The organism is Duganella levis (genome assembly GCF_009857605.1).
Lineage (GTDB): Bacteria > Pseudomonadota > Gammaproteobacteria > Burkholderiales > Burkholderiaceae_D > Rugamonas > Rugamonas levis.
The window spans coordinates 1-22673 of sequence record NZ_WWCT01000023.1 but is presented as its reverse complement, the minus strand read 5'-3'; the positions used below and the strand labels follow the sequence as shown (position 1 = coordinate 22673).

At 63.5% G+C, this 22673-nt stretch carries 18 protein-coding genes and 1 pseudogene; 18 read left to right on the top strand and 1 reads right to left on the bottom strand.

Going from position 1 to position 22673, the window contains the following annotated elements; all coding sequences use genetic code 11:
• Position 1 precedes the first annotated feature (1 nt).
• The 7 genes from GTP69_RS23695 to GTP69_RS23660 all read left to right on the top strand — a co-directional run bounded on the left by GTP69_RS23695 (position 2) and on the right by GTP69_RS23660 (position 9565).
• Positions 2–3028: a glycosyl hydrolase family 28-related protein gene (locus GTP69_RS23695; protein ID WP_161057183.1), complete on the top strand. Its 3027-nt coding sequence runs from the start codon at positions 2–4 to the stop codon at positions 3026–3028.
• On the top strand, positions 3018–3890 hold the full coding sequence (locus GTP69_RS23690) for an alpha/beta hydrolase (protein ID WP_161057182.1): 873 nt from the start codon (positions 3018–3020) through the stop codon (positions 3888–3890). Before GTP69_RS23695 ends, GTP69_RS23690 begins: the two co-directional genes overlap by 11 nt.
• A 92-nt stretch (positions 3891–3982) precedes the next feature.
• Positions 3983–4225: a hypothetical protein gene (locus GTP69_RS23685; RefSeq protein WP_161057181.1), complete on the top strand. Its 243-nt coding sequence runs from the start codon at positions 3983–3985 to the stop codon at positions 4223–4225.
• Positions 4226–4524: 299 nt separating this feature from the next.
• On the top strand, positions 4525–5220 hold the full coding sequence (locus tag GTP69_RS23680) for a Crp/Fnr family transcriptional regulator (protein ID WP_229261125.1): 696 nt from the start codon (positions 4525–4527) through the stop codon (positions 5218–5220).
• A gap of 357 nt (positions 5221–5577) precedes the next feature.
• Positions 5578–7830 carry a TonB-dependent receptor gene (locus GTP69_RS23670; protein ID WP_161057178.1) on the top strand — a complete coding sequence of 751 codons (2253 nt, stop codon included), beginning with the start codon at positions 5578–5580 and terminating at the stop codon, positions 7828–7830.
• Positions 7830–8774 (top strand): fatty acid desaturase, encoded by a 945-nt coding sequence (locus tag GTP69_RS23665; RefSeq protein ID WP_161057177.1) that lies wholly within the window; start codon positions 7830–7832, stop codon positions 8772–8774. The genes GTP69_RS23670 and GTP69_RS23665 overlap by 1 nt, the downstream gene beginning before the upstream one ends.
• Positions 8771–9565: a phosphate/phosphite/phosphonate ABC transporter substrate-binding protein gene (locus tag GTP69_RS23660; RefSeq protein WP_229261124.1), complete on the top strand. Its 795-nt coding sequence runs from the start codon at positions 8771–8773 to the stop codon at positions 9563–9565. Before GTP69_RS23665 ends, GTP69_RS23660 begins: the two co-directional genes overlap by 4 nt.
• A gap of 6 nt (positions 9566–9571) precedes the next feature.
• Here GTP69_RS23660 and GTP69_RS23655 read toward each other — a convergent pair whose 3' ends face one another.
• The gene (locus GTP69_RS23655; protein ID WP_161057176.1) at positions 9572–10510 is read right to left on the bottom strand and encodes an aliphatic sulfonate ABC transporter substrate-binding protein; all 939 of its coding nucleotides are present in this window, start codon (positions 10508–10510) and stop codon (positions 9572–9574) included.
• 214 nt (positions 10511–10724) lie between these two features.
• Here GTP69_RS23655 and GTP69_RS23650 point away from each other — a divergent pair, with 214 nt between their 5' ends.
• The 11 genes and pseudogenes from GTP69_RS23650 to GTP69_RS31875 all read left to right on the top strand — a co-directional run.
• Positions 10725–12290, top strand: coding sequence for a flavin monoamine oxidase family protein (locus GTP69_RS23650; protein WP_161057175.1), 1566 nt, complete (start codon positions 10725–10727; stop codon positions 12288–12290).
• A gap of 15 nt (positions 12291–12305) precedes the next feature.
• Positions 12306–12767 carry a Rid family hydrolase gene (locus GTP69_RS23645; RefSeq protein ID WP_161057174.1) on the top strand — a complete coding sequence of 154 codons (462 nt, stop codon included), beginning with the start codon at positions 12306–12308 and terminating at the stop codon, positions 12765–12767.
• Positions 12768–12793: 26 nt separating this feature from the next.
• On the top strand, positions 12794–15184 hold the full coding sequence (locus tag GTP69_RS23640; protein WP_161057173.1) for a TonB-dependent receptor plug domain-containing protein: 2391 nt from the start codon (positions 12794–12796) through the stop codon (positions 15182–15184).
• 49 nt (positions 15185–15233) lie between these two features.
• Positions 15234–16148: a LysR family transcriptional regulator gene (locus GTP69_RS23635; protein ID WP_161057172.1), complete on the top strand. Its 915-nt coding sequence runs from the start codon at positions 15234–15236 to the stop codon at positions 16146–16148.
• Positions 16149–16259: 111 nt separating this feature from the next.
• Positions 16260–17090 (top strand): ABC transporter permease, encoded by an 831-nt coding sequence (locus tag GTP69_RS23630; protein WP_161057171.1) that lies wholly within the window; start codon positions 16260–16262, stop codon positions 17088–17090.
• Between the two features lie 2 nt (positions 17091–17092).
• On the top strand, positions 17093–17956 hold the full coding sequence (locus tag GTP69_RS23625) for an ABC transporter ATP-binding protein (protein WP_161057170.1): 864 nt from the start codon (positions 17093–17095) through the stop codon (positions 17954–17956).
• A 4-nt stretch (positions 17957–17960) separates the two neighbouring features.
• Positions 17961–19199 carry an acyl-CoA dehydrogenase family protein gene (locus GTP69_RS23620; RefSeq protein ID WP_161057169.1) on the top strand — a complete coding sequence of 413 codons (1239 nt, stop codon included), beginning with the start codon at positions 17961–17963 and terminating at the stop codon, positions 19197–19199.
• A complete protein-coding gene (locus GTP69_RS23615) occupies positions 19196–20299 on the top strand; it encodes an LLM class flavin-dependent oxidoreductase (protein ID WP_161057168.1) in 1104 nt (367 codons plus the stop codon). Before GTP69_RS23620 ends, GTP69_RS23615 begins: the two co-directional genes overlap by 4 nt.
• Before the next feature lie 25 nt (positions 20300–20324).
• A complete protein-coding gene (locus GTP69_RS23610) occupies positions 20325–21281 on the top strand; it encodes a D-isomer specific 2-hydroxyacid dehydrogenase family protein (RefSeq protein ID WP_161057167.1) in 957 nt (318 codons plus the stop codon).
• Between the two features lie 15 nt (positions 21282–21296).
• The gene (locus tag GTP69_RS23605) at positions 21297–22166 is read left to right on the top strand and encodes a class II aldolase/adducin family protein (RefSeq protein ID WP_161057166.1); all 870 of its coding nucleotides are present in this window, start codon (positions 21297–21299) and stop codon (positions 22164–22166) included.
• 388 nt (positions 22167–22554) lie between these two features.
• Positions 22555–22673: pseudogene (locus GTP69_RS31875) on the top strand (hypothetical protein); the annotation flags it as partial.

The window sequence follows — 22673 nt, the reverse complement described above, 5'->3', positions numbered from 1 at the left end:
GATGAAACCATTATTGACAATGCTGGCGGCGGCAGCCCTTGTTGCGCCCCTGCTGGCGCAGGCGGCCTCTATTTCCGCGTACCAGACCATGCCAGACGACCCGCGCGCGGTGCAAGTGAAAGCGGCCGGTGACGGCCGCACCGACGATAGCGCCGCGATCCAGCAGGCGCTGAATGCGGCTTCTGATAAGGGTGAGGGCGGCGTGGTGTTCCTGCCATCCGGCCGATACCGTATCACCCGTTCGCTGCTGGTGCCGCTGGCGGTGCGACTGTATGGCGTTGGTCCGACGCGGCCGGTGCTGGTCCTGGCTGCGAATACGCCGGGCTTCCAGAAGGGCGTTGCAAACATGGTGGTGTTTACCGGCGGTGACCAGTACACGGTCGGCAAAGTGCCGTTGCCGGTGAAGAGCGCTGTGCCGTATAGCGACAATGTACGCGATGCGAATTCCGCCACCTTCTACTCGGCGATGAGCAACGTCGACTTTGAAATCGGCGACGGCAATCCCGCTGCCGCAGCGGTGCGCCTGCGGACCGCGCAGCACTCGTATCTGAGCCACATGGACTTCCACATCGGTTCCGGCCTGGCCGGCGTGTACATGGTCGGCAACGAGAGCTTCGACCTGAAGTTCTACGGCGGCCGTTATGGCATCCTCACCGAGAAAACCTCGCCGGCCTGGCAGTACACGCTGATGGACTCCACCTTTGACGGCCAGCGCGATGCGGCGATACGCGGCCATGAAGCAGGACTGACGCTGATTAACACCACCATCCGCAATACGCCGGTCGGCATTGAGATCGACCGTGGTTATGGCGACTGGTTGTGGGGCAAGGACGTGCGCTTCGAGAACGTGTCGAAGGCGGCGGTCATCATCAGCAATGAGAATAACGTCTACACGCAAGTGGGTTTTGAGAATGCGCTGGCGAAGAACGTGCCGGTGTTTGCGCGTTTCCGCGACAGCGGCAAGACGGTGCCCAGCTATGGGCCGGTATATCAGGTCAGCGAATTCAATTACGGCTTGATGCTGCCCGGCGTTGGCAGCGTGGGCAAGTTCGCCACCAACGTCAAGGGCGCGGCGTTGAAAGCCTTGCCGGCAGCGCGCGCGCCGGTGATGCGCGCGCTGCCCTCCACCAAGGAATGGGCCAGCGTGCGGTCATTCGGCGCAGTGGGTGATGGCGTGACCGACGACACGGCGGCGGTGCAGAAGGCCATCGACAGCAAGCGCGTGGTGTATCTGCCGCTGGGCTTCTACATGGTGCAGGACACGATACGACTGAAGCCGGACACGGTACTGGTCGGCCTGCATCCCGGCGTCACGCAGCTGGTGCTGCCGAATGGTTCGCCCGCTTATGCTGGCGCCGACGGTCCGAAGGCGCTGCTGGAAAGCGCCAGGGGTGGCGACGCCATCGGTTCCGGGTTTGGCCTGGCGACCGGTGAAGTCAATCCGCGTGCGACGGCGCTGTTGTGGCGCGCCGGCGCGGATTCGCTGGTGGATGATATCCGCATCCAGGGCGGCCATGGCACGCGTCTGTACGACGGCAAGCGCCGCGACCCGTACCAGAAGACCGCTAATTTCGATCCGACGCAGCATTGGGACCGGCAGTATCCGAGCATCTGGGTAACCGATGGCGGTGGCGGGACGTTTGTAGCCTGCTGGTCGCCGAGCACTTTTGCGCAGGCGGGTTTCTACGTCTCCAATACCAAAACGCCGGGCAAGGTGTACGAGCTGTCGGCCGAGCACCACGTGCGCGCGGAGATCGTGCTGGATAATGTGGAGAACTGGGAATTCCTGGCGCCGCAAACGGAGCAGGAAGTACGCGACGGCATGGATGCGGTGTCGCTGGAGATCCGCAACTCGCGCAACATCACCTTCGCCAACTACCATGCATATCGCGTCACGCGCTCGATCAAGCCGGCCGTGTCGGCGGTGAAGATGACCAACTCCGGGAATATCCGCTTCCGCAATGTGCATGTGAACGCGGAGAGCGGCTTTGCCACCTGTGACGAAAACGGCTGCGATACCTATCTGCGCGCCAGTAAATACCCGTTCGAGAACACGCTGCAGGATCTGACGCACAAGCAGGAAGTGCGCGAGCATGAATTTGCGGTGCTGGATATCGGCGCGGGCGCAATGACCAACACGTCAAGCGCTCCCGCCGGCAAGGTGAACAAGCTGGAAGACGGCTTCTACTCCATCGCCGGTGCGACGGTGGACAGCAAAGGCACGCTGTACTTCGTTGACCGCCGCTTCAACCGCATCTATAGCTGGTCGAAAGCGCGCGGGCTTGCGGTAGTGCGCGATGCGCCGCTGGACCCGGTCAACCTGGCCATCGACAAGAGCGGCGCGATGCTGGTGGTGTCGTCGTTCGGGCCTGAAGGCACGGTGTATTCGTTCGATCCTGCCCAACCTGCCGGCCCGATCACCGTCATCAAGCCAACGCCTGTGAAGGCGAACCAAGGCGCGCGCGCGCTGGCGCCGGTGAATTTCTGGCAGAACGGCGAGTTCCGCGATCAGCTCAACTTCGATACCTACGAATTCACCACGCTGGCCGAGATGTTCGCGCGCGACGTGGCGCTGCCGAAGCAGCGCGAGTATGTGTCGCCGGACGGTAGCCTGGTGCTGCCGGCCTATCGTGTTTTTAAGCAGGGACCGAACGATCACCTGGGCTACCGATTCTCGGACACGCTGGACACGCATGGTCTGGTATCGGCTGGCGCCAATGGCCGCGTGGTGTTCACCAACGGTTCCGAGAACCGCACCTTTAGTGGCGTGATCGGCGCGGGCGGCGGCATCACGGATCTGAAGCTGGCGGCCAATCGCGGCGGCGAAAGCGCGGCGGTGGACGGCAAGGGCAATGTCTACGTCGCCAATGGCCAGGTCTTCGTCTACGCGCCGGATGGTAAGGAGATCGGCCGCATCGACGTGCCGGAACGTCCGCTCCAATTGATCTTCGGCGGTGACGATGGTCGTACACTGTTCATTCTTACTCATCACGCGTTGTACGCGACAGGAGACATTCATGCGCAATAAACTGGCTTTGCTACTGCTGGCGTTCTGCACCCACGCCGGCGCGCAGCAGCTCGCGCTGTGGCCGGACGGCGCGCCGGGTTCGGAGCAGCGCCGCGCCGAGGCGGAGAAGGTGGATAACAGCTATATCAGCAATATCCACAATCCGTCGCTAACGGTGGTGCGCGCCAATCCGCGTCACGCCAACGGCGCTGCCGTCATCATCGCGCCGGGCGGCGGCCACCGCATGCTGGTGTGGCAGAACGAGGGCATGGTGGCGGCCAAGTCGCTCAACCGCGCCGGCGTGACGGCCTTCGTGCTGAAGTACCGGCTGGCGCGCGACCAGGGCGCCAGCTACTCGATCGAGAATGACGCCGCCGCTGACTTGCGCCGTGCCGTGCGCTGGGTACGCGCGCATGCGGCGGAGTATGGCGTCGATCCGCACCGGCTGGGCGTGATGGGCTTCTCTGCCGGCGGCGAACTGGTGTCGCTGATCGCGGATACTCTGGAGCCAACGCCGCCCGCTAAACAGGACGCCGTTGACCGCCAGAGCGCGCGGCCGGATTTCCAGGTGCTGGTCTATCCCGGTCCGCTGGGCGTGCCGGCCAAGGCAGCGCAGAACGCGCCGCCGGCATTCATCGTCGCCGGCTCCAGCGACAAGTGCTGTATGCCACCGGCGCTGGCGCTGTATCAGCAATTGATTGGCGCCGGTGTCTCGGCTGAGCTGCATCTGTATGCCGACACCGATCACGCCTTCAATATGGGCCAGCGGTCCGAGCGGCTGTCCGATGTGCACTGGCCGGATCGCCTGGCAGACTGGCTCAGCGACGGCGGCTGGCTGATCCCGCACAACGGCCAAGCGCCGCAGGGCGTACCTGCGCCGTAGTTGCGTCGTGACCACGGAGGTACGTTACCGCACGGCGCAACCTGCTGTAGAATCCCAGAATTGGATTTTGTCCATATTCTCAGGAGGCAGTAATGTCTACCAAGCAAACTTTCCGGCCCGACTACCAATCATCCGAACTGGTAGAGGCAGGTATTGAACGCGCCGACCGGCTGGGTCCGGAAAGCGCCGCCGAATACCTCAGCCATCGCGGCGTGCTGGAAAGTGTCATCAAGCGCGTTATTTCCGAGCCGGAACATCGGCGCAATCCGGGGCGCTTGCGCTCTCGCGACGAGCGCATGATTGAAGAAGGTTCGCGCTTCAAATTCATTCCTTGAGATCCTGCGCCACGTAGCGCAGTAGCATCTCCTGCTCAGCGGCGCGCCGCGCGGCTGCTGAGCGTCTCCATGCCCATCATTTCCCTCGGGCACTTCCTTTCCTGACAGTATTTAATACCTCAAGCGTAGGATCAGGCTGACACTAGCCTATGTTCCTTGCCTACATAAGGCCTATCTGTGTTCCTATAATCGAGCGTACATAGCACGGATATAGTGTGAGTCATCCAACACATATACAGATGAGGCACAAAATGTACGCAGCTAACCAGACTTCCGTTTCCGCCAGCATTCCTCGCGCCATGCAACAAACCGCAGCGCCAGTGATCAGCCTGACCGGCGCCCAGCAGAACGAATTGCTGCGTGGCCTGTCGCGTGAAGAGCTGATTGACCTGTTCGTCCATCTGGATCTGGTGCCGCTGGAAGCCGGCAAGCGCCTGTTCGATACCGGCGAATCGATGGAATACGCATTCTTCCCAACCAATGCCATCATCTCGCTGCAATATGAAACCGAAGATGGCGGCGCCGCCGAAGTCGCCGTAGTCGGCCGCGAAGGGGTGGTCGGCGTGTCGATGTACGAAGCCGAACGCGCCAACTGCTCGGCCGTGGTGCAGACCAGCGGCTACGGCTACCGCATCAAGTCGGCCGTGCTGCGCCAGGCTTTCTTCAGCGGCGGCGCACTGGCGCAGCAACTGATGCGTCACACCAGCTCGCTGTTTGCCCAACTGGCGCAAACCGTGGCCGGTGTCCGTCACGGCAGCATTGAGCAGCGCCTGTGCCGCTGGTTGCTGGAACGCCTGGACCGTTCCCTGTCCAACGAATTGAAAGTGACCCAGGAGATGATCGCCAACATGCTGGGCGTGCGCCGCGAATCGATCACCTGCTGCGCCGGCAAGCTGCAAGAAGAAGGCTTGATCGAGTATCGCCGCGGCACCGTCACCGTCATCGACCGTCACGCTATGGAACGCCGCGCCGGCGGTTGCTACTCTCCTGCCTAATGCAGGTATCGCGGCGCATGCTGGAGTTGATCCAGCTTGCGCTGCACCAGCTGATACCACGCCTGCGCCCAGCGCGCCGCCGCTTGCGACTCTTCCACAGTACTTGCTGAAATCGTCCTGCGTACCGCCACCATCTGCCTGTGCATCGCATAGGCGGCGGGTGGGAATTTGCGTGGTTTGATTAGTTCGGGGTGCGTATCCATAGACTTTATTTTGCGCGCCCCCAGTGGCTGCGGCTGTACGCTGTCTCACCTTGACGGCCACGCAATTTCTGCATAAAGAAGCTTGTTTAAATTCGTTTCCCGTTGCGTTCGCCCAATTTATACTCACTTTTGGGAGAACATCAAAAGGGTATAGATGAGCAAGCGCACCTTACTGGCAGTTGCCGCCTTGTCGGCCGGCGTGGCCATCGCCGCAGAGCCGGAATCGGACAAAATCGAAAAAGTAGAAGTCACGGCCACGCGTTCCGCCACGGCGGTCGACGTGCAGCAGGTGCCGGCCGCCATCACGGTGATCAAGCCGGATAGCCTGACGCGCTACGGCCAGGGCAACCTGACCGATATCGCCAACCTTGTGCCGGCCATGTCGGTGCAGGAGCAGGGACCGGGTGTCAACAACATCACCATGCGAGGACTGGTAGTACGCGGCATCGTGCCATCCGAGGTGCAGGATTCGTCGCTGGTGGCGGTGTACATCGACGATATGCCGGTGACGCTCAAATCCGGCAATCCGGACCTGAAGGTGCTGGACCTGGAGCGCGTGGAAGTGCTGCAAGGGCCGCAAGGCACGCTGTTCGGCGCAGGCGCCATGGCCGGCGCGGTGCGCCAGATTACGCAAAAGCCGGAGCTGAATGATTTCTTCGGATCGGTGGAAGCGGTCGGATCGCAGACCTCCAGGTTTGGCGGCTCGAATCACAACCTGCGCGGCGCGGTCAACCTGCCGTTGAAGGATGATGTGGCGGCGCTGCGGCTGACGGCATATGCCGGCAATGACTCCGGCTACATCCGCAACCAGTACAACGGCGCCATCACCAATGCGGTATCGACCAATCAGGGCAGGGCGGCGCTGCGCCTGAAGCCGTCGCGCGATCTGGTAATTGACGCCAGCGTCACTGCTTCCAATATCAAGGGCGGCATAAACGATGCCTACGCCGGACTGGCGCCGTACACCACTTTCGCGCTGATCCCGCAGACCAGCAACGACAATCTGCAACTGTATAACCTGGGCTTGAACTACGACTTCGGCGGCGCGCAGCTGGTGTCGTCCACGTCGTATCTGCATCGCGATACGCTGTATGTGACGTCGGCGCAGTATCCCGCTACCGCCTTCATCTTCGGCGGCAAAGACCCTCTGATGAAGGCCGCATACACGATCGGTAATGCGGTCAAGGACTTCACGCAGGAGTTCCGATTGAGCTCCAAGGGCGATGGCCCGTTCAAGTGGACCGCCGGCGCTTTCTTCGAGGCGGGCAAGCGCGATACCCGGCAGGACGAGCCAACCGAAGGCTTTGACGCGCGCTTCGCCGAGACGCACAACTTCCCCGGCTATAACTCGCAGACCAACGAACTGGCCTTCAATACGAATGACTTCTTCTCCGGCCAGCAGAACACCAAGTCCCGCCAGGCCGCGCTGTTTGCGGAAGGGACGTACACGGTGTGGGAGAAGCTGGACCTGACGGCTGGCCTGCGCGTGTTCCGCGGCACGCAGGATTTCGATTTGCGCTTCACCGGCTTGTTCGGCAATCTGGTCGGAGCAACGCCCGCTGCGCCGGTAGGACAGCCGGAACTGAGCAACAGCAGCGCCACCTCGCGCGGCGGCAATCCGCGCTTTGCTGCGGCCTATCGTCTCGATCCCGATCACACTCTGTACACGTCGGTGGGCAAGGGCTTCCGCTACGGCGGGAATAATCAGCCGGTGCCGTTCAACTTCTGCGGCATCAACGCGCCGTCGACTTTTGCGCCGGACAGCTTGTGGAACTTTGAGGCCGGCACCAAGAACACGCTGCTCGATCATCGCCTGACTTTCAACGCCAACGCCTACCTGATCGAATGGAAGGATGTGCAGGTGTTTAACAAGCTGCCGTGCACTTACTACTTCACGCAGAACGCTGGCAAGATCCGCAGCGAAGGGCTGGAGCTGGAGACGGCGTTCAAGATCACGCGTCGCGCCTCGGTGGGCTTGAGCGCATCCTACAACCACGCTTACGCCACACGTACCGTGGTCACCGGCATCGCCGCACAGAATATCCCGGAAGGCAGCCGCGTGCCGTATGCGCCGCGTCTCGCCGCCACCGTCAATGCCAGCTACTACCTGCCGGTGAATGGCGTGGACGAATTGGGCTTCCTGGGCAGCTATTCGCATCGCGGCAGCGCCTACACCAACTTTGCGGCGGCGCAGGGCAGCTATGAAGAGATACCGTCGTCGAATACGATGAACGCCACCGTCACCTACCGGACCGGCGCCTATGAATTCGGCCTGTTCGGCACCAACCTGACCAACGGCGCCAAAGTCAGCGACGTCACCGCGAACACCATCGCCATCCAGCCGGGGAACCTGGTGTACATGGTGCGGCCGCGCACCGTGGGCCTGCGTGTGAAGGCGCGCTTCTGATGCAAGCCTGGATCGACGCCACCCAGCAGCACGAGGTCACGACCGAACGCCGGCGCGCGTTGTGGCGCGGCGAGTGGCCGACCTGGCTGCTGATTGCGGTGATCCATGGCGGCTGGCTGGCCACGCTGGCGTTCTGGCGGGTGCTCGGCACGGCGCCAGCGACGCTGCTGATGATCTGGTGGTGCGCATGGTATATGTCGCTTCAGCACGAGCTGATACATGGCCATCCTACGCGCTGGCCGTGGGTGAACCGTCTGTTTGGCTATCTGCCGCTGGCGGTGTGGTATCCGTACGAGATTTATCGCGAGAGCCATCTGCGGCACCACGATGACTTCAACCTGACCATGCCGGCGCTGGATGCGGAGAGTACCTATGTGTCGCCTGCCGAATGGTCGGCGATGAGCCGTCCGCGACGCGCACTGCATTGGCTGAACAAGACCTTCTGGGGCCGGATTGCGGTTGGCCCGGCGCTGGCGATTGCTGGTACCTGGGGCAGCGCTGCCCGTCGCATCGTTCGCGGCGATTGGAGCGACGCGGGCGTCTGGCTGCGACATCTGGTCATGCTGGCTGGTTTGCTGTGGTGGGTGCAGACGGCGTTTGGCGTATCGGCGGTGTGGTATGTGCTGGCGATTTCCTATCCGGCGCAGTCACTGGCCATGATCCGCTCCTACTATGAACACCGGCCGGCGGAAAACCACAAGCAGCGCATTGTGCTGAATGATGCCGGCCTGGTGTTCCGTATTCTGTTCCTGAATAATAATCTGCACCTGGTTCACCATGACTTGCCTTCGCTGCCGTGGTATCTGCTGCCGCGCGTGTATGGTGCGCGTCGCTCGGCTTATAATGCGCGCAGCGGCGGCTTCCAGATCAATGGGTATGGAGAGCTGATGCGCCGCTATGGATTCCGTCCCATCGACGCACCCGTACACCCTCGCATGCCATGAACAGGAAAGTAGCGCTGCCGATGTATAACGTCTCCCCGCGATTGCAGCGGGAGTATGAGGCGTTCGCGGCGTCGTTGCTGGCGCAAGCCGAAGTGCTGGGCGAGGTGGAGCTGCTGTCTGCGCCGGAGCTGCCGTCACTATGGCATCGCGAGGACGTGTTGTTGACGCAGACTTGCGGCTATCCCTACATGAAATCTCTGCGTGACAAGGTCTCACTGCTTGCCACGCCGTGTTTCGACTTTGACGGCTGCGAAGGCAGCGATTATTCCAGCGTGATCGTCACGCGCGTCGGTGGTCAGATACACGCGCTGGCCGATGCGCGAGGGAAGATCGCGGCTGCCAACGACCCACACTCCAACAGCGGCATGAATGTGCTTCGGCACGCGGTATCGCTGCTGGCCAACAAGGGGCGCTTCTTCGGCGAAGTGAAATGGAGCGGCAGCCATGCGGCCAGCTTGCGCATGGTGCGCGATGGCGAGGCCGATATTGCGGCCATCGATTGCGTCACCTACGGCTACCTGAAGGAAGAGTCCCCAGAGAGCCTGCACGGCACGGAGGTCTTGCAATACACCGCGCAGACGCCAGGCCTGCCGCTGGTAACGGCGCGCAGTGTGCCGGAGCCGTTGCAGCGCCGCTTGCGCGACGCCTTGCTGTCGCCTGGCGCGAAGCTGCACGCGCATATGCAAGCCTTGCACATCCGCGAGTTCGGATACGTCTCTGACGCAGAATACCAACGCATCCTGCGCCTGGAAGCCGTCGCACTCGCAGTCGGCTATCCAGTGCTAGCCTAAGCTTGCTTAGCGCGGCCGCCAAAGTGGCACGGCCGTCGCATCCAGTTTGCGCGGCAGCAGACCCTCGCCATAGAACGCATCGGCAATCCTCTGCTGCTCACCCAACGCTTCCTTGACCACCTGCCGCACTTCGTAGCTGCGGCGGCCATTCGCCAGCTCCACCGTCGCCGCATCCAGTCCCCACGCGGGCGCCAGCAATTCCGCCGCCTCCCTGGGTGACTGCTTGACCCATTTGCCCGCCTTGCGCAACGCCTCAAACACCACCGCCAGCACCTCCGGATGCGCCGCCGCATACGCACTGGACGCCAGATAGTAGCGCTGGTAATCCGCAATCCCGCGTCCATCCGCCAGAATGCGCACCTGCGACTGGCGCTGCACGCCAGCCAGATACGGGTCCCACGTCACCCACGCCGCCACACTCCCGCGCTCAAACGCCGCGCGTCCATCGGCCGGCGTCAGATAGGCCGGCTCAATATCCTTGAACCTCAGGCCCGCCTTGTCCAGCGCAGCAATCAGCAGATAATGCGATCCCGCCGCCTTGGTCACCGCAATCTTCTTGCCCTTCAAATCCGCGACGCTGTTGATGGGCGAATCCGCCCGCACTACAATCGCCTGCGCGGATGGCGAGGGCGCTTCCTGCGCAAAATACGTCAACTGCGCGCCGGCCGCCTGCGCGAACACCGGCACCGTATCCGCCACATCCGCGCTCAAATCGACACCGCCGACATTCAACGCCTCCAGCAACGGCAAGCCGCTGGAGAACTCATGCCAGGTCACCTTGACGCCCAGCGGCGCCAGATCCTGCTCAAGCTGCCCGCGCACTTTCAGCACCGTCAGCAAGGTAGACGACTTCTGATAACCGATGCGTAAATTGGATGGCACCTTCTGCGCCAAGGCCGCAAACGGCAACAACGTTAACAAAGACAGCAAAGTACGGCGATGCATAAAAGGCCCCTGAAGATAGTTATCTCCCGATAGTACGACGCTGCCGCAAGCCTCTGGAACGAATGCTTTCGAGTTTGAATATAGCGCCAGCGGATATCGATCATGTAAATACATTATTCTTAAAATTCATATTTCAATATGATAAATAATTAGTTTATACATAATCTTGGTGCGTCATAAGATCGCTTCAACATCACCAACTGGAGCGATTGAAATGACCGTAACGCGCAGAACATTCCTGATGCAGCTGGCCGCCACCAGTGGCTACACCGCTGCCGCAGCCGCCATGACCACACTGGGCCTGGGCGCCTCCACCATCGCCGCCGCAGCCGTCCAGCTCCCGCCGCTGCAACTGGCGCCAGGTTCCGGCAAGGGCGTCAAGGTGCTGGTGCTGGGCGCCGGCATCGCCGGCCTGGTGTCGGCTTATGAGCTGCGCAAGGCAGGCTACCAGGTCCAGTTGATTGAAGCCCGTGACCGCGTGGGTGGCCGCAACTGGACCATCCGCAACGGCACCCGCATCGAATACGAAGACGGCGCCACGCAGGTCGCGGAATTTGAGCCGGGCCACTACTTCAACGCCGGGCCGGCGCGCCTGCCCAGCCATCACCAGACGATACTTGGCTACTGCCGCGAATTCGGCGTGGAGCTGGAAGCGGAGGTAAACACCAGCCGCAGCGCCTACTTCCTGCCGGATGCGGCCAAGGGCGGCCAGCCGATCCAGCTGCGCCGCGCGGTGAACGATGCACGTGGTCACGTCGCCGAATTACTGGCACGCGCCACCAACAAGGGGGCGCTGGATCAGGAACTGAGCGTCGACGACCGCGTCAAGCTGGTCGACTTCCTCAAGGTCTACGGCGACCTGACGCCGCAGGCGGAATTCAAGGGCAGCGAACGCTCCGGCTACAAGGTCTATCCCGGCGCGGCCGAGCAGGTAGGGGAGCGCAACGAGCCGCTGCCGCTCAAAGCGCTGCTCGACCCGGACCTGTGGACTGCGCTGATCTTCGACGAACTGCTCATCTTCCAGCCAACCATGCTGCAGCCGGTGGGTGGCATGGATCGCATTCCCTACGCCTTCCATCAGCGACTGAAAGACGTCTCGCGCCTGAACACGGAAGTGAAATCGATCCGCAACAAGGACAAGGGCGTGGACGTGGTGGTGCGCGACCGCGCCACAGGCAAGCAGCAAACGCTGTCGGCGGACTACGCCATCGTCACTTTCCCCTTGCCGGTGCTGGCGAAGGTGGAGACCAACTTCGCGCCGGATGTGCAGCAGGCCATTAACAGCGTCCACTACGACACCGCCAGCAAAATCGCCTGGCAGTCGCGCCGCTTCTGGGAGACGGAGGCACAGATTTACGGCGGCATCTCGGTGGTGAAAGCCGAAACGGGCTTGATCTGGTATCCGAGCGGCGGTTTTCACAAGAAGACCGGTGTGCTGGTCGGCTGCTACAACATCAGCCAGGCGGCGCGCGACTTTACCGCGCAGCCATTGAACGCGCAATTCGCCGTGTCGCGTGATGTGATCGACCGCGTGCATCCCGGCCGTGGCGCTGAGCTGAAGAATCCCGTCAGCGTGGCCTGGCACAAAGTGCCTTACAGCCTGGGGGCCTGGGTGCACTGGGCCACGCCGGCCGAGAAGGAATACGCACGTCTCAACCAGCCGGAAGGCCGCGTGCACTTCGCCGGCGAGTACCTGAGTCAGATCGGCGCATGGCAGGAGGGCGCCGCCTTGTCCGGCCACCACGCTATCGCCGCCATCGCCCGTCGCATCGCCTCTTAACCTTAAAGGACCACCATGAAAGCCTCCTTACTGCTCGCCGCACTGTTGATCGCCGTACCTGTCGTCCACGCACAACAGATCAAGCGTACGCCCATCCCCAACTCCAACTTCCCGATCTCGGTCGCCGTCAGCGTGCCGGCTGGCGCGGACACCGTCTACTTCAGCGGCGTGCTGCCGGAAACGACCGACGGCGACACGCAAACGCAAACGCACTCCGTGCTCACGCGATTGAAAGCCGCGCTGGCCAACGAAGGCCTGACCTTTGCGGACGTGGTCTCGCTGCGCGTGTTCCTGGTCGGCGATCCCAAACTGGATAACAAGCTTGATTTCAAAGGACTGAACGCGTCCTTCGGCCAGTTCTTCGGTACTGCCGAACAGCCGAACAAGCCCGCCCGCACCGCGCTGCAGGTAGTCGCGCTGCCACAGCCTGGCGCCCTGGTCGAAATCGACCTGATCGCCGCCCGCGTCAAAAAATAACCCACAACCCACTGGAGTCAGCCCGCATGAATCAACCGCAATCGCATCGACCGCGCCGCCTGCCGTTAGCGCTAGCCATCTCCCTGGTGTACGCCGTCTCGCCCGCATGGGCAGCCGATGGTGATGACGCCATCTCCGCCGCACCGGCCGCCTCCGTCGCCATCCAGGACGTGGTGGTCACCGGCACCCGCGACACCCAGCGTTCGGCCGCCGAAAGCCTGAGTCCCATCGACGTCATCAGCGCCAAGGACTTGCAGCGCACCGGCCAGACCGACCTGCGCGACGCGCTGGTCAAGCTGCTGCCATCGGTGAACCGGCTGGCGCAAACCGGCGACGCCGCCAACCTGACCAGCGCCCTGACGCTGCGCGGCCTGAGTCCCAATCACGTACTGCTGCTGGTGAACGGCAAACGCCGTCATACCTCGGCCAACATCACCGCCGATGCGGGTTCGCAGCAAGGCGCGACGCCGGTCGATATCGATCTGATTCCCGTCAGCGCGGTCGACCATATCGAAGTGCTGCGCGACGGCGCCGCCGCCCAATACGGTTCCGACGCGATTGCAGGCGTGATCAACATCATCCTGAAAAACGGCAGCAGCGGCGGTAGCCTGACGCTAACCAGCGGCGAATACTACAAGCATGACGGTTTTACGCTGGGCGGCGCCACCGACGCCGGCATCCCGTTGGGCGAAGACGGCTTCCTGCACCTCAGCGCAGAATACCGCCGCCACGAACACAGCTTCCGCAGCGGCGCGGATGAACGCACCGGCACCTTTGCCAACAAGACGCTGGGCGATCCGCAGATCCGCCGAGAGTCGTTTGGCGCCAACGCCGGCATCAACCTCACCAAGGATATTGAGGCCTACGCATTCGCCACGGTGGCGCACCGTTCCGGCGGCAGCTACCAGAACTACCGCCTGCCATCGCGCCTGCCGGCCATCTACCCGAACGGCTTTACGCCGGTGGAGACCAGCAACGAGACCGACGGAGGTATCACCGCCGGTATCAAGGGCGCCGACCTGGCAGGCTGGCGCTGGGACTTGAGCGCCAACTACGGCACCGATAACGTCAAGATCGGCATGACCGATTCGGCCAATACCGATTTGTACGCAGCTACTGGCGCGACGCCGACCAGCTTCCACCTGTCGCAATTCCAGAACACGCAGCAGGCGGTGAACGGCGACATCGCGCGCTCCATCGATACCGGCGCGCTGCCGGCGGCGTTGAGCGTGGCGCTGGGCTCCGAGTTCCGCCGCGAGACCTATGAAATCGGCGCCGGCGACGCGGCTTCGTATTACGGCAGCGGCGCGCAAGCCTTGCCCGGCTTGTCGCCGGTCAGCGCCGGCAAGCACTCGCGCAATATCGGCGCGGCGTATGCCGACTTGTCCACCAAGTTCACCAAGGAGTGGGAGGGCGAACTGGCCGGCCGCTATGAGCATTACAGCGACGCAGGCAGCACCCGTAACGCCAAGCTGTCCACCCGCTACGAGTTCACGCCGCGCGTGGCCTTGCGCGCCACCGCCAGCACCGGCTTCCGCGCGCCATCGCTGGCGCAGGAGTATTACACCAGCCTCGCGGTATCGCCAACCACCGCCGGCGGCCAGCTGGCGGTGAACTCGGATGCGGCGCGCAAGCTGGGCGCCACGCCGCTGCGGCCTGAAAAATCGCGCAGCTACAATCTGGGCCTGGTGGCGGAGCCGGTCGACAATCTGCACCTGACGCTGGACGCCTACCGCATCGACATCCGCGACCGCATCGTGCAGGGCGGCACCTACAGCGGCCAGGCGGCCATCGACGCGCTGACCGGCGCCGGCATCTCGCTGCCGAGCGGCCTGTCATCGGTCAGCGCCAACTACTTCGCCAATGGCGTCAACACCCGCACACAGGGCCTGGACCTGGTGGCCAGCTATCCGACCAACCTGGGTAACGCCGGCCGCATCGACTGGGACGTTAGCGCCAACATCAACAACAGCAAGGTGACCAAGGTAGGTATCGACGGCAACGGCAAGACGCTGCTCAACGCCCAGCAAATCGGCTACCTGACCACCGCCACGCCGAAGAACAAGCTGATTGTCGGCGGCGCCTGGACGCTGGACCAGTGGAGCTTCAGCCTGCACGCCACCCGCTACGGCAAGACCGCCACCGAAGCGACCTTCTATTCCGGACCGAATATCTATTCGACCTCCGTGTTCAATCACATTGAAAACGATCCGAAGACGATCACCGATCTGGAACTGCGCTACGCTGTGACCAAAAAGCTGCAGATTGCGGGCGGCGCCAATAATCTGTTCAACGTCTATCCGACCAAGGTGCCGGCGGCCAGCCGTTATCTCGGCGTGTATCAGTACGATACGGCGGCGGCGCAGATTCCGTTCAACGGCGGGTATTACTACCTGCGCGCCAGCTACAAGTTCTGATGCTGTTAAGATGGCGGCTGATTTTCGTATGGCTTACTTTGACAATGACATGAAAATAGATGACATCAGCGCCTTCGTGGCCGTGGTGCGCAACCAGTCGGTGAGCGCTGCGGCCGAGGCCCTGGGGCTGACCCAGTCCGCCATCACCCGGCGCGTGCAGAATCTGGAACACGCGCTGGGCGTAGAACTGCTGGATCGCAGTGTCAAGCCGCCCAAGCCCAGCGCCATGGGCCGGCAGGTGTTCGACCAGGCAGGCAAGGTGCTGCAGGAAGTCGATCGCCTGCGCGGGCTGGTGCAGGTCGATCATGCGCCGACCGGCGTGTTCCGCATCGGCGTGATCCAGACCATCGGCGACGTGGTGCTGCTCGATACCCTGCAAAAGCTCAACCGCACCTTCAAGGATCTGCACACGGAAGTGTCGTCCGGCTGGGGCTCGCAACTGGTGGAGCGGGTGGCCAATGCGGAAATCGACGCGGCGGTGGCGCTGTTCCCGGCCACCAAAGTGCTGCCGGACGGCCTGTCCGGCCGCGCGCTGGGCCGCATCGAGCTGGTGGTGGTGGCCAAGAAGGACACGATGCCTAAGCGGAGCTACAAGCTGCGCGAGATTTTCGGCACCGGCTGGGTGCTCAATCCGGACGGCTGCGGCTTCCGCGCCGGCCTGGCGCGGGCGCTGGCAGAGCAGGGGCTGTCGTTCAAGATTAATCTGGAGACCTTCGGCACCGACTTGCAGCTTGGCCTGGCGGCCAGCGACATTGGTTTGGGCCTGATGCCGCGTCCTATCCTGGAACGCAGCCGGCATCGCTCCCACCTCGATATCGTCAACGTCTCGGACTTCAAGCCGGTGCTGGATATCTGGCTGGTGCAGCCTTTGCAACCGGGCCCGGTACAGCATGCGATCGACTTTTTTGCGCAGGCTGTGGAGCATGCATTTGCCGAATCGCCGCTCAAAGTTGTCGCAAGATAACAGTCCAAGATTATTCCCGAAAATCATATATCAATAATCGAAACGATTAGTTTAATCATAATCATTTGCTCCCTATACTAGCTTTCACCAGCTAATAAAAGGGATGCAAATATGTCGGTTTCCTCTCCAGCATACGGCGCCGCGCCAGTAACGGCGGGCCGTCTGCGAATCCAGCACAATCTCCTGATCTCCGTTGTTCGCCGCGCCATCGGCCCGTTGGTGCTGCTGGCGCTGTGGGAAACCGCATCGCGTACCGGCATCCTGCCGGAACGCATCCTGGCCGCGCCCTCGCAGATTTTCACCACGCTGGGCGAGTTGATCGCCTCCGGCGAAATGGGCAGCAATGTGCTGGTGTCGCTGCAACGCGTCCTGATCGGCATGGCCGTGTCGCTGCCGCTGGGCGTGGCGCTGGCGCTGATTGCCGGTCTGTCGCGCCAGGGCGAAGTGGCGGTGGACTCCAGCATGCAGATGGCGCGCACCGTGCCGTTTCTCGGGCTGGTGCCGCTGTTCATCCTGTGGTTCGGCATCGGCGAATTCACCAAGATCGTGCTGATCGCCTACGCCACCACCTTCCCGATGTACCTGTCGCTGTACAGCGGCATTCGCGGTGTGGACTCCAAGCTGGTGGAAGCCGCGCGCCTGTTTGGCCTGAGCTACCCGCAGCAGATTGTGCACGTGATCCTGCCGGGCGCCTTGCCTTCTTTTCTGATTGGCCTGCGCTACTCGCTGGGCGTCAGCTGGCTGTCGCTGGTGGTGGTGGAACAGATCAACGCCACGGCGGGCCTGGGCTACCTGATTAACAACGCCCGTGACTTCATGCGCACCGATGTCATCGTCGTCTGCCTGATCGTCTACAGCCTGCTGGGCCTCGCCACCGACTTGCTGGTGCGCGGCATCGAACACTACGCGCTGGCCTGGCGTCCGACTTTCATCAAGGATTGAGCATGCCAACGATTTCCCTGAACCTGCCCGGCCTGGGCCTGAAAGCGCGCAACGACGGCGCCGAAGCGCAGCACGATGCACCGGCGCTACCGCGCAGCCCTGTGCAAGCGCGCCAGCTGAGCAAGCGCTTTGGCGCCAACACCATTCTGGATAACCTGGACCTGGACATCCGCGCCGGCGAATTCGTCGCGTTGCTGGGCCGTAGTGGTTCCGGCAAAACCACGCTGCTGCGCGCACTGGCGGGACTGGACCGCATCAGTTCCGGCACGCTGGATGTGCCACAAGCCCGCGCCGCCGTGTTCCAGGAGCCGCGCCTGATGCCGTGGAAGCGCGCCTGGCGCAACGTTACTCTGGGCCTGAAGATAGAGCAGCCACGCGAACGCGCGCTGGCTGCGCTGGAAGAAGTAGGGCTGGCGCACCGCGAAAACGCCTGGCCGTCCACGCTGTCCGGCGGCGAAGCGCAGCGCGTGGCGCTGGCCCGCGCACTGGTGCGCGAGCCGCAGTTGCTGCTGCTGGACGAACCGTTCGCCGCGCTGGATGCGCTGACCCGCATCCGCATGCACCAGCTGATCCTGTCGCTGTGGCGCCAGCATCGCCCGTCGGTGCTATTGGTGACGCACGACGTGGATGAAGCCGTGCTGCTGGCTGACCGCGTGCTGGTGCTGGAAAAGGGCCGCATCGCCGCCGACATCGCCATCACCCAGCAACGCCCGCGAAGCGCCGATGCGCCGCAGTTCCAGAAAGTGCGCGCGCAGTTGCTGCAATTGCTGGGTGTCGAAATCGAAGCGCCGGCCGAAGCGCAGCCGGAACCACAGACGCCGACGCCAATTATCGCACCGTTCAACTTCAGTAACTTCTCGATCTGACACCATGACCTCCGTCCTCCGCTTGCCTATCGCAGAACACAGCCACCAGTTGGACAGCCCGGAATTTGCCGCGCTGCTGGACACGCTGACGGCCGAATTTTCCGCCACCGCCGAACAGCATGACCGTGACGGCAGCTTCCCGCACCGGAATTTCGAGCGCCTGCATGAACTGGGCCTGCTCGGCCTGACCGTGCCGCGCGCGCTGGGTGGCCTGGGCGCCAACCTGGCGCAGACCACGCGCGTTATCGCCGCCGTGGCGCGCGGCGAACCGTCCACCGCGCTGGTGCTGACCATGCAGTATCTGCACCATGCATCCGGCCGTGGCGCCAGATGGCCGCAGCACCTGCTGCATCGGGTGACCGACGAAACGCTGCGTGACGGCGCCCTGATTAACGCGCTGCGCGTCGAGCCGGAACTCGGCACGCCGGCACGCGGCGGCCTGCCGGGCACCATCGCCCGCCGCACGCCGGAAGGCTGGCGCATCAGCGGCCGCAAGATCTACTCGACCGGAATTCCCCGCCTGACCTGGCTGGCCGTGTGGGCCCGCAGCGACGATGCCGAGCCGCTGGTCGGCAGCTGGCTGGTGCGCCACGACACGCCCGGCATCACCATCAACGAAACCTGGGACCATCTTGGCATGCGCGCCACCGGCAGCCACGAAGTGGTGTTCGACGACGTGCTGGTGCCGCTCGATAACGCGGTGGATGTATCGCCCGCCAGCGCCGCGCCGGAGCTGGATGCATCGCTGCTGCTGTGGATGTCGGTACTGCTGGCCGCCATCTACGACGCCGTGGCCCGCAATGCGCGCGACTGGCTGGCCAGCTGGCTGGAAGACCGCGTGCCGGCCAACCTGGGCGCACCCTTATCCAGCCTGCCGCGCTTTCAGGAGTCACTGGGCCAGCTGGATGCCTGGCTGTTCTCCAGTCGTGTGATCCTGGATGCCGCCGCCAATGGTGCGGTGCCGCCGTCGGACGCGTTTCGCATCAAGTACCTGGTCACCAATACCGCGATCCAGGTGGTGGAAAAGGCGATTGAACTGAGCGGCAACCCTGGCCTGTCGCGCGCCAACCCGTTGGAGCGCCACTACCGCGATGTGCTGTGCAGCCGCATCCACACGCCGCAGAACGACACCATTCTGATTAACAGTGGCCGCGCCGCCTTCGCCGCGCGCGCCGCCGCCAAAAAAGCTTCCCCCGCCGGCGTCGCCGGTATTTCAACCATCACTGCAAAGGACGCATCATGAGTATCGAGTTTATCGGCTTTAGCGCCACCCAGGAAACCTCGGAAATCGTTCTGCCGCAAGGCCCGGTCGTCAACAAGAGCTTCCTCGGCGCGGTAGCGCGCGCACATGAATATGCGGGCTTCGACCGCGTGCTGGTGGCGCACAGCAGCGCCTCGGTGGACGGCTTCCAGGTCGCGTCCTACATCGCTTCGCAGACCGACAAGCTGGGCATCCTGCTGGCGCATCGTCCGGGCTTTGTGTCGCCGACGCTGGCGGCGCGCCAGTTCGCCACGCTGGACCACTTCAGCGATGGCCGGCTGGCGGTGCACGTCATCAGCGGCGGTGACGACACCGAGCAGCAGCGCGACGGCGACTTCCTCGACCACGACCAGCGCTACCAGCGCACCGACGAATACCTGGACGTGGTGAAGAAGACCTGGACGTCCGACGGTCCGTTCGACCACGATGGCCCGCTGTACCACTTCAAGGGCCAGAACGCCGGCGTGCGTCCGGTGCATGACCAGCATGTGCCGGTGTACTTCGGCGGCTCGTCCGACGCTGCGATTGAAGTCGCCGGCAAACACGCCGACGTCTACGCGCTGTGGGGCGAATCGCTGGCGCAGGTGGCCGACACCATCGCCCGCGTGCGCGCCGCAGCCGCCAAGCATGGCCGTGCCGACAAGATCCGTTTCAGCCTGTCGCTGCGTCCTGTGCTGGCGGAGACCGAAGAGAAGGCATGGGCCAAGGCCGATGCGATTCTCGCCACCGCCACCGAACGGGTGAAGCAAAACGTCCACTTCAACAAGCGCCCGCAAGACCCGCAAAACGCCGGCTCCAAGCGCCTGCTGGAGACGGCCGCGCAAGGCAAGGTAGTGGACGAGCGCCTGTGGACCGGCATTGCCGCACTGACCAAGGCGTCCGGTAATTCGACTGGCCTGGTCGGCACGCCGGAGCAGGTGCGCGATGCGCTGGTCAAATACTGGGAGATCGGCGTGACCACCTTCCTGATCCGCGGCTTCGATCCGATCCAGGACGCGCTGCAATACGGCCGTGAACTGATCCCGCTGGTGCGCGCGGCCATTGCCGAACGCGAGGCGCAGGACCAGCGCCTGGCAGCTTAACGACGCAACATAACGGAGCACGGAGATGAGCGCAGTGAAGAATGATTTGATCGTAGCCAGCCAGTTCGACCCCAAGGTCAACGCGCTGCTGGCCCAGCGTACCGGCTTGGCGGTGCGCGATGTGGCGCCCGGTCCGCTGACCGCGCTGCCGCCGGGCGCGGACGTGCTGTTTGCCTTGCCTGCGCCGAAAGGCCAGTCCTTGCTGGAGGTGCCGGCGCCGCAAGGCTGGAGCGACGTGCAGTGGGTGCAGCTGGCCTCCGTCGGCATCGACTACTACCCGGACTGGCTGTTCAACGGCCCGGTGGTGACGTCGGCGCGCGGCACGGCGTCGATCGCCATCGCCGAATACGTGCTGGCGGCGATCTTCACTGCCGCCAAGCGCATTCCGGAAATCTGGCTGGCGCAGTCCAGCGACTGGCGCCGCATCCAGCTTGGGCTGGTGCAGGGAACCACGCTTGGCCTGTACGGCTTTGGCTCCATCGGCCAGGCGCTGGCGCAGCGCGCGCTGGCGCTGGGCATCAAGGTGGTGGCGCTGCGCCGCTCCGACGCGCCGTTTGAGGTGGCCGGCGTGGAGCGCGTGGAATCGCTGGAGGAGTTGGTGCAGCGTGCGGACCATCTGGTGCTGGCTGCGCCATCGACTGCGGACACGCACCATGCGATCAGCCGCGCCTCGCTGGCGCACGCCCGGCCGAATCTTCACCTGATCAATATCGCGCGCGGCAACCTGGTCGATCACCAGGCCTTGCTGGATGCGCTGAACGAAGGACGCATCGCGCTGGCGACGCTGGACGTGACCGACCCCGAACCGCCGCCGGCCGGCCACGCGTTCTACGGCCATCCGCGCGTGCGCCTGTCGCCGCATATTTCGCCCAGCACCGACCAGATCGTGCCCGCGCTGATCGACAAGTTTGTACTGAACCTGGACCGCTTCCGCAGCGGGCAACCATTGACCGACGTGGTGGATACCGCGCGCGGCTACTGACATGAGGATTCCCCAATGAGCAGCTCTGCACCACTGTATTCCGCGCCGCTGGCGCGCCCCCATCTGCGCACGGTCGGCAAGCAGCATCCGCGTCCGTCCATCTACAGCGCGCCGCGCGATGAAAAGGGCAATATCATTTTCGCCCAGCCGCCGGAGCCGGAAGGTTTCGAGGCGCAGCGCCAGCACCGCAAGGAGCGGCTGGCGGTGTCGTTCCGCTTGTTCGCGCGCTATGGCTTCGACATGGGCGGCGCGGGCCACATCACGGCGCGCGATCCGGAATTCCCGGACCACTTCTGGGTCAATCCGGCCGGCGTCTACTTCGGCCATGTGCGGGTGTCGGACCTGCTGCTGGTCAGCCACGAAGGCAAGGTAGTGGAGGGCGATGGCCTGTTGAACCGCGCAGCCTTTGCGATCCACTCGGAGCTGCACAAGGCGCGGCCGGACGTGATCGCGGCGGCGCACTCGCATGGATTGTATGGCAAGGCGTTTGCGGCGCAGGGCCGTTTGCTCGATCCGCTGACGCAGGATTCTTGCGCGTTCTACGAAGACCATTCGATCTTCCAGGACTTCAACGGCGTGGTGCTGGATTCCAGCGAAGGCGAACGCATTGCCGAAGCGCTGGGCCAGCGCAAGGCGGTGATCCTGCAAAACCACGGCCTGCTGACGGTGGGTGCGTCGGTAGAGTCAGCAGTATGGCGCTACATCGCGTTTGAAAACGCGGCGCAGGCGCAGTTGCTGTCGGAAGCGGCGGGGCCGACGAAGCCGATTCCGCACGATGTGGCGCTGCATACCTCCAAGCAGATGGGGTCTGAGGCCGGCGGTTGGTTCAGCTTCCAGCCGCTGTGGGACGTCATCACGCGCGAAGAGCCGGATTTGTTCGACTGACAGGAGAGCCATCATGACCAGCGCCACGCTATCGTTACAGGACAATTACGCCACCGGCGAACCGCCGGCTGCGGGCCACGCTGCTGCCATCGTTTTGCCGAGCGCCGGCCACGCGCACTCTTATCTGGAGTCAGGCAGTGGCCAGAACTGGCTGCGGCGGCCGGGCGCTGTCGCCACGGTGGCGATACATGGCGCTGCATTGCTGGCAATCTGGGGTTGGTCCAGCGGCGTTGTCAAGCCACCGGCGACGCCGCCGGTGACAGAGCTGATCCGCATTGCGCCGGAGCCGAAGCAGATTACGCTGCCGAAGCCGGAGCCGGTGAAGGACAAGCCGGTCGCCCTGGCGCCGCCTAAACCGGCCGCGCCACCGCTGCCGGCGCCGAGAACCGTCGAGATCCCCGAGCCGGTGATTTCGCAGGCGGTGGAACCGAAGACCAAGGTCGACCAGGAGAAAATGGGCATCGCCCTGAATCGCCTGGCGCAGGAAGACCCGTCGTTCCGCGTGCA

What these genes read in the sequence shown, in the direction of transcription:
- GTP69_RS23685 (WP_161057181.1), top strand. Translation starts at nt 3,983, where the DNA reads ATGTCTACCAAGCAAACTTTCCGGCCCGACTACCAATCATCCGAACTG.
- GTP69_RS23630 (WP_161057171.1), top strand. Translation starts at nt 16,260, where the DNA reads ATGTCGGTTTCCTCTCCAGCATACGGCGCCGCGCCAGTAACGGCGGGC.
- GTP69_RS23695 (WP_161057183.1), top strand. Translation starts at nt 2, where the DNA reads ATGAAACCATTATTGACAATGCTGGCGGCGGCAGCCCTTGTTGCGCCC.
- GTP69_RS23620 (WP_161057169.1), top strand. Translation starts at nt 17,961, where the DNA reads ATGACCTCCGTCCTCCGCTTGCCTATCGCAGAACACAGCCACCAGTTG.
- GTP69_RS23670 (WP_161057178.1), top strand. Translation starts at nt 5,578, where the DNA reads ATGAGCAAGCGCACCTTACTGGCAGTTGCCGCCTTGTCGGCCGGCGTG.
- GTP69_RS23610 (WP_161057167.1), top strand. Translation starts at nt 20,325, where the DNA reads ATGAGCGCAGTGAAGAATGATTTGATCGTAGCCAGCCAGTTCGACCCC.
- GTP69_RS23650 (WP_161057175.1), top strand. Translation starts at nt 10,725, where the DNA reads ATGACCGTAACGCGCAGAACATTCCTGATGCAGCTGGCCGCCACCAGT.
- GTP69_RS23640 (WP_161057173.1), top strand. Translation starts at nt 12,794, where the DNA reads ATGAATCAACCGCAATCGCATCGACCGCGCCGCCTGCCGTTAGCGCTA.
- GTP69_RS23655 (WP_161057176.1), bottom strand. Translation starts at nt 10,510, where the DNA reads ATGCATCGCCGTACTTTGCTGTCTTTGTTAACGTTGTTGCCGTTTGCG.
- GTP69_RS23625 (WP_161057170.1), top strand. Translation starts at nt 17,093, where the DNA reads ATGCCAACGATTTCCCTGAACCTGCCCGGCCTGGGCCTGAAAGCGCGC.
- GTP69_RS23690 (WP_161057182.1), top strand. Translation starts at nt 3,018, where the DNA reads ATGCGCAATAAACTGGCTTTGCTACTGCTGGCGTTCTGCACCCACGCC.
- GTP69_RS23615 (WP_161057168.1), top strand. Translation starts at nt 19,196, where the DNA reads ATGAGTATCGAGTTTATCGGCTTTAGCGCCACCCAGGAAACCTCGGAA.
- GTP69_RS23665 (WP_161057177.1), top strand. Translation starts at nt 7,830, where the DNA reads ATGCAAGCCTGGATCGACGCCACCCAGCAGCACGAGGTCACGACCGAA.
- GTP69_RS23660 (WP_229261124.1), top strand. Translation starts at nt 8,771, where the DNA reads ATGAACAGGAAAGTAGCGCTGCCGATGTATAACGTCTCCCCGCGATTG.
- GTP69_RS23645 (WP_161057174.1), top strand. Translation starts at nt 12,306, where the DNA reads ATGAAAGCCTCCTTACTGCTCGCCGCACTGTTGATCGCCGTACCTGTC.
- GTP69_RS23605 (WP_161057166.1), top strand. Translation starts at nt 21,297, where the DNA reads ATGAGCAGCTCTGCACCACTGTATTCCGCGCCGCTGGCGCGCCCCCAT.
- GTP69_RS23680 (WP_229261125.1), top strand. Translation starts at nt 4,525, where the DNA reads ATGCAACAAACCGCAGCGCCAGTGATCAGCCTGACCGGCGCCCAGCAG.
- GTP69_RS23635 (WP_161057172.1), top strand. Translation starts at nt 15,234, where the DNA reads ATGAAAATAGATGACATCAGCGCCTTCGTGGCCGTGGTGCGCAACCAG.